Source organism: Burkholderia sp. BDU5 (genome assembly GCF_001522845.1).
In the GTDB taxonomy this organism is placed as follows: domain Bacteria; phylum Pseudomonadota; class Gammaproteobacteria; order Burkholderiales; family Burkholderiaceae; genus Burkholderia; species Burkholderia mayonis.
In genome coordinates, this window is sequence record NZ_LOWC01000056.1 from 43,407 (window position 1) to 49,674 (window position 6,268).

The window sequence follows — 6,268 nt, forward strand, 5'->3', positions numbered from 1 at the left end:
ACTGTGCGTATTTTTGAAACCGTCTCTAACGCACAATTTCGTATGGAACAGTCTTTAACCTCAGCACGCGTGCAGCGGCAAGCCGGTGATTGCCGTTAACGATTTCGAATTTGGTTTCCCCTTCCAAGGAAACAATTTTTACCTGAACTGGTTCAATGCGCACTCCTTTTTTTATTGCTTCGATTACGCTCCCGTAACGCTTCCCATCCAGCGATTCACGGCTCTGAGCAAATTTATCGATCGGTGCGTATTTCTGATCTGGATTTCCGGTTCTCCATGTATAAATTTCATGATAATTATAAGTCTCGGTGGGATACCAAGTCTCATTTGATTCGATGGAGATGTAAGCTTTATCATCCAGATCATAAATCAGATATGTCTTTTCGCCGGTTTTCGACGTATGAACTCGCACATCCAGAGAATCTTCAAATGTCTCATTAATTTTCTGAACTAAATCATCGTTCAGATCGTCCTTCGATTGACGATTCCAAGTTTCTCGGGATAACGATTCCGGCTCTCGCTCGGCGGGTAGATGGGCTCCGCCAGTTGGCTCGGGCGCCACACCTGAATCCTGGATCACCGCGCCACTCTCTCCACCTGACAAGCCACCACCTTCATTGAGTTCGATCTGTGGCCTCACAGGGGACGGCCGCGCACTAATTTTAGTCGGGGCGCCGGATTTTGGTGGAATCAACGGTGTGTTCTCGAAGGAAATCGAAGACGATCGCGATGCAGCGAGGGACGGGCGTGGTGACGGGATGGTGGACGGACGCGGCGATGGACGGACCGGAATTGGCCTGACACTGGGGCCCCCTCCTATCGGCCCACCAGCAGCAAAAGTAAAAATCAGTTCTAATACAATGTCCCACGGCGATCTACGAGACTCCTGAGGATCGACTGGATAACCCGCCGCCATTCTTCGTTTTTGATAGTCTGAATAGCTTTCGTTAATATGCCGTATAGGTTCTTGCAGCGCCCGCGGCCTTCTGTTCGATCGTTCATTTTCGTATTTTGTCAGTCGATCGACAGTTGCGTCTGAATGGCCGGTGCGGAACACCTGTGAATTTGCGACCGGAATGACGTCGGCCGATATGGGTTCACCTGCGCCTCGAACATCCGTACTGTCATGAATCGGAAGTGTGAGCGACCCAAGAGGCTTGGAATTAACTGATGTCATTCTGCCCTCCATGCAATGGATGGTTCTCATCGAATTCTGGAAGCCATCCCGGTAGCGAAAATCGGCAGAGACACAATATGAGGTTTCTCGTGCGCAGCAAATAGGACTGGCACGAAAATCATCTATCGAAGACGGCGAATGGATGCTCGGAGACGAGGCGAATGGAACGAAGCATTTCTGTCGCCGCGCTCGAAGTGGGCGAACTCTGCGCAACGACGCGATGTGACAAGCCAGATCGAAAGTCGAACAACTCCAAGTCAACCTGCCGCGTCGCCAGCGCGTCGCGTGGCTACGGGAATAGCGGCAACCTGATGACGAATTCGGTGCCGCGTCCGAGTACGCTGGACACGTGAATCGTTCCGCCGTGGCGCTGAATCACTGCTCTGACGAACGGCAGACCCAGGCCGACGCCCCCATCGATATCGTGCTGACGCTCGGCCTGATAGAACGGCTCGAACAAATGCTGGAGCGTGTCATCCGACATGCCGATGCCCTGATCGTTGATGTGCAGCGCGACGTGACGATCGTTGGTTTCCTCGATCCGCACGCGAATTTCCGTTTGATGAGCTGAATATTTGATGGCGTTGTCCAGCAAGTTGACGATGGCGCGCACCAACATGTCCGGGTTTGCGCGGATCAGCAAAGTATCGGCGCTCACTTCGGGGCCATGCAGCTTAATGGCCTTTCGCTCTGCCGCAAACCAGACCTGATCGATTGCGTCGCGAACAATGTCCGCGGGAGCGATCGGCACAAACGTGTCTTTTTCCAGCCGCTCCGCACGCGCGAGCTGCATGAACTCCTTGGCGATCCGAAGCGAATAGTCAGCATACCGGCGCAAGTTCCGCAGGAATTCGTGATCGTGTTGCGTCGCATCGGCCACGGCGGTTTCGGCGCTGCGCCGCTCGATCAGCATGAGGATCGTCGTTAGCGGACTGCGCAGATCATGTGCGACGTGGCGCAGCATTTCTTTATCGTACGCGACGTAGTTTTTCGCGTCAGCAAGGTCGATGAGGCTGATGAGTTGCGACGCGGGCCAAGCGTTCGTTTGTCCGTGCTTGTCGGCTGCTTCGGCAAGCGGTTCGCAAAGCAGGACGTATTCCCGGCTCCGCCATACGATTTCGCGAGGTGTGCCCGGCGCAGCATGCAGCGCAGCGTCGATTTTTTGCTTGAGCATGTTGAGCGGAGCCGTTCGTTTTTTCAATGAGCAGTCAGCGGCGTCTGAAGCGTCGGGAAGCAACAGGTTGTTTGCCTTGTCGTTGCGCACCGCGAGCCGACCCTCGAGCTCGAGAAAAACCGGATAGGGCAGCCGATCGATCATGCTCACATAGGTGCGTTGCCATAAGCGGATTTCGTGGATCATGCTTTCTATGTGACGCAGTTCGCCATGTGCCGCGAGCGCCGGGATCGACGTCAGTTTGGTGACGTCGGACGATTGAATCGACGCGAGAACCGTATTGAGCTCGGACACTTCGCGACGCAGCAGCATGAGGGTACGGTGATGGCGCACTGACGCAAAAAAGCCGTAGATCAATATGCACACGACCGGCAGAAAGCCAATGGGCAGCCAGACATGAAACAACAGCAGCCCGAGAGCAATTGCGAATATCAGCGGAACCCAGGCGAGCGCGGCCAAGTGCATCGCACGCCCCGGCACGACAAAGCAGATGAGCGCGATGCCGATCGTAATGACGAATTGGATCGCCACCTCGGCCGGATAGGCTATTTTCCGCGTGAGACTGCCGGACGCCACCGCTTCCGTAATCAGTGCGTCGAGTTGCACGCGCGATATCGCTTCTGAATGCAGCGACGACGTTTGATAGGTACCCTCGCCTAGCCAGGCTTCGTGTCCGACGAATACGATCTTGCCGGCGAACGCGTCGCCGGGAATGCGCCCTTGCACGACGTCGAGATAGGAATATTGCCGCGTCGCTTCGACGGGCGGCATCACGATCGACACTGCCTGAACGCGTTCCGCATCGACCGACGGCGCATACGGTTCCAGGTAGTCCTCGAACGGGACGGGCGCTTCGATACGCGCGACGCGCAGCGCATCGAGTGCAATATGCGAGATGGTTCCGCTCGCAGTGCGAATGTACGGCACGAAGCCCGTCACGACGCCATAGTGGCCGATCGTAACGTCGCGCTGGCTGATCGCGGCAGCATGATCGGCCAGCGCGCGCGGCAGCGGCAGGACCGGATTGCCCGAGACGTCGGTGGCGTTGCTGGGCCGTACCAGAATGACCTGCGGATGATCTTGCATGCCTCGTTCGAGGCTGCCGTAATCCAAGCCGGGCGCAAGGGGCAAATCCAGCACGATGCTCCGGGCAAGACCCATTCGATCGAGCAATGCCTTCGAGTAGGCCGGCAAGTTGCGTGCGCCGAGCGCTGTGAGCGTGGGTTCGTCGATGTTGACGACGACGATGTCGCCGGTTGGTTTGTGTGCGACCATGCGCGCCATCAAGTCGAACAGAACGCGGTCGAGCGTGCCCGACACGACTCCGCCTGCGGGATACGAGCCCAGCAGCGCCAGCGCAAACATCGCGAACATGAATACGATCGGGCCGCTTCCGAGCGCCGCGAAGAAGTTCAGTAGCTTTCGCACGCGGCAATTCTTCGGAATAGCGACCGCCGCACACGCGGCGGCGGAGCAGAGAACAATCGTGCGGCCGCGCTAAGTGGTCCGTTTCTCATCGCTTCCCTGGCCGCGGATCTGTTCCAGCCGATAGCCATATCCGTAGATGGCGGTTATCACGACCCCGTGGCGTGCGCCGAGCCGGAGGAGCGTGCGTAATTTGCTGATATAGGTCGAGAGCATCGCTTCTTGACTGCGATTGCCTTTTGCCGATTCTTCCAGTTTGGCATCCGAATCGGTGCTCCAAATTTTCTGAATGAGCGCCTTCTTGGTGACGATCCGGCCTAGATTCGAAAACAGTAATTGAGCAAGCCTGAATTCCCGTTCGGGCAGATCGATCGATTGGCTGCATAGCGTGATGACTCGCGAGCCCCTCAATTCGTAGTCTCCGGCTTTGATGACCGGTTCGGCCGGAGCCGCGGGATAGTAGCGGCGCAATTGCGCGCCGACGCGGGCGATCAGGATATTTTCAGTGACGGGCTTGACCAGATAATCGTCCGCGCCGTGCTCGAGGCCGTAGACGACGTCGGCTTCTTCGTCATGCTGAGTGACGAGCACGATCGGCATTGCGTGCGCGATGCGTTCGCGAGTTCGTTGCAGGACGTCGATTCCGGACGCGCCCGGAACGTCCCAATCGAGGAGCAACATGTCGAATGGTTGTTGCTCGATGAGATCGAGAAAGCGATCGCCGTCGTCGCAGGCAGCCGTGTCGTAACCGGCTTTTTCCAGCCAGGCTGCGAGCGTCTTGGCTTGATTGACGTCGTCTTCGAGGATCGCAATGCGTTTTCTGAATTCCGTTTGCATGGACGAGCCCGTGATCGTAACTGGGGTTAGGTGATCTTTTGAAAGGTTATTGTTAGAAAATCGAACGGAAGCAAACTGCATGATAGTTGCATAAATGAATATTAATTCGCGACGACTTTTATGCAAGCTCGTCGGCGCTGATGAAATCGCCAATAAGCAAATCGGAAAAGATCACGCGGACGTTTTTTGACGTTCATGCCGTCTGAGGCGGCTATCGGAAGACGGCACGGCAGATCTTTCGATGCGCCTCGTTTCTTTTTATCTGGCCGGCTCTCGGAGACTCCGAATGAAAATGTCCGCAACTTCATGAACGAGACATTGCCGCCGGAAAGGCATGATGCCCGCGGCGCGTGTCACGAAGCGGTTGCGCTGATTGAGCAAGCGAGCTTCGTGTCGACGGCATATTTGATGAGATCGATGTTCCGCTTGATGCTCATCTTGCGCATGGCGTTATTTTTTTGTGAGCTGATCGTTTGTTTGCTGCGACGCAGGCGAGCGGCGATTTCGTTGATCGTGAGACCGGACACGAAAAGCCGCACGACTTCCAGTTCACGAGGCGTCAATGCGAGACCGCGGCTCGAGGTCGGGGCGTCCGTCTTGCTCTCCCGAACAATCGAGGCGATGACCGGCGAAAGATAGGCTTCTTCAGACTTGGCCGCGCGCACGGCGGCCGGCATTTCGTCGGCATGGTCTCGCTTGCTGAAGATGCATGAAATGTGTTTCGACAACAGTGAGCGAATCACGCCGGGATTGTCGATTGCCGTGAACACGACGAGGCCGACACCGGGATGGCGGCGTCGAATCAACGACAACATCGCGATGCCGTCGCTGTATTTTTCACAGCCGGAGGACATCGTGTAGTCGGAGATGACGACGTCGCACTCGCGTCGTGTCAGCATGTCGACGAGATCGCCCGGACTCCGTGCGGTGCCGACCACCTGTATGTTCGGATCACGTTGGAGCTCATATGCGAGCCCGGAAATCATGACGGGCTGGCTGTCGGCAATGACGACTTTGGTCGGGGGTGAACGCACGGATGTTCCTCGCTATGGAAACGGTGCTGCGGTATAGGACTCCTCAAGCGGCGCTGCCATCGCGCTGGGACAACCTGGACGTTGTCGCAGCCGCGGTTCCCAACACGGGGTGGACAGCGCGGATGCACCGGTAATGACGATGACGCCATTCTCATCGGGGAACTCGGATAGGGGAAATATTCTGGACGTTTGTTAAATTCGGTGGCTGATCATGAAGAACGCAGCCGCCCCGGCCGGACGTTCAATCGCTTTTGGCGTCGAACGAGTGCGTTTCGATTCGCTCGTCAGGCCGTTGCGGGCCGGCGCCCGCAACGGATAAAGGGCTCAAACGGCGGCGCTTCGAACAGAATTCGCCGCGAATTGAACGACGCTGGACGAATGCCGATTCATCTAACGAATGCCGACTCCCAAATGGCTGCCGTAGAAATAGTTATGTCCCTCCAGCCCGGTTGCGATGTTTTTTATCTTGGGGTATCCGGGGGTAGGTTTATTTTAGGCTCATCGAGGAATTCCGGGGAACGCGGCGCGGATTTTGAGGAAGAAGTATTCCTCGTCGCGGTACCCGTAAGCGCGACGCTTGATGACCTTGATGGTGTTGTTGATGCCTTCGACGACGCTGGT

General features: G+C 56.5%; 5 protein-coding genes. All 5 read right to left on the bottom strand.

Features of this window, described 5'->3' with window-relative positions; genetic code table 11:
• Positions 1 to 25: 25 nt before the first annotated feature.
• Positions 26 to 1,177, bottom strand: coding sequence for a ParB N-terminal domain-containing protein (locus WS69_RS33205; protein ID WP_197419242.1), 1,152 nt, complete (start codon positions 1,175 to 1,177; stop codon positions 26 to 28).
• Between the two features lie 289 nt (positions 1,178 to 1,466).
• Entirely contained in the window at positions 1,467 to 3,779 is a 2,313-nt protein-coding gene (locus tag WS69_RS11865; protein ID WP_226382917.1) for an ATP-binding protein, read from the bottom strand.
• A gap of 69 nt (positions 3,780 to 3,848) precedes the next feature.
• Positions 3,849 to 4,613, bottom strand: coding sequence for a response regulator transcription factor (locus WS69_RS11870; protein ID WP_059470966.1), 765 nt, complete (start codon positions 4,611 to 4,613; stop codon positions 3,849 to 3,851).
• Positions 4,614 to 4,966: 353 nt separating this feature from the next.
• The gene (locus WS69_RS11875; RefSeq protein WP_082716133.1) at positions 4,967 to 5,647 is read right to left on the bottom strand and encodes a response regulator transcription factor; all 681 of its coding nucleotides are present in this window, start codon (positions 5,645 to 5,647) and stop codon (positions 4,967 to 4,969) included.
• Between the two features lie 498 nt (positions 5,648 to 6,145).
• On the bottom strand, positions 6,146 to 6,268 hold a 123-nt coding region (locus WS69_RS11880), incomplete at its 5' end, for a transposase (protein WP_147299358.1).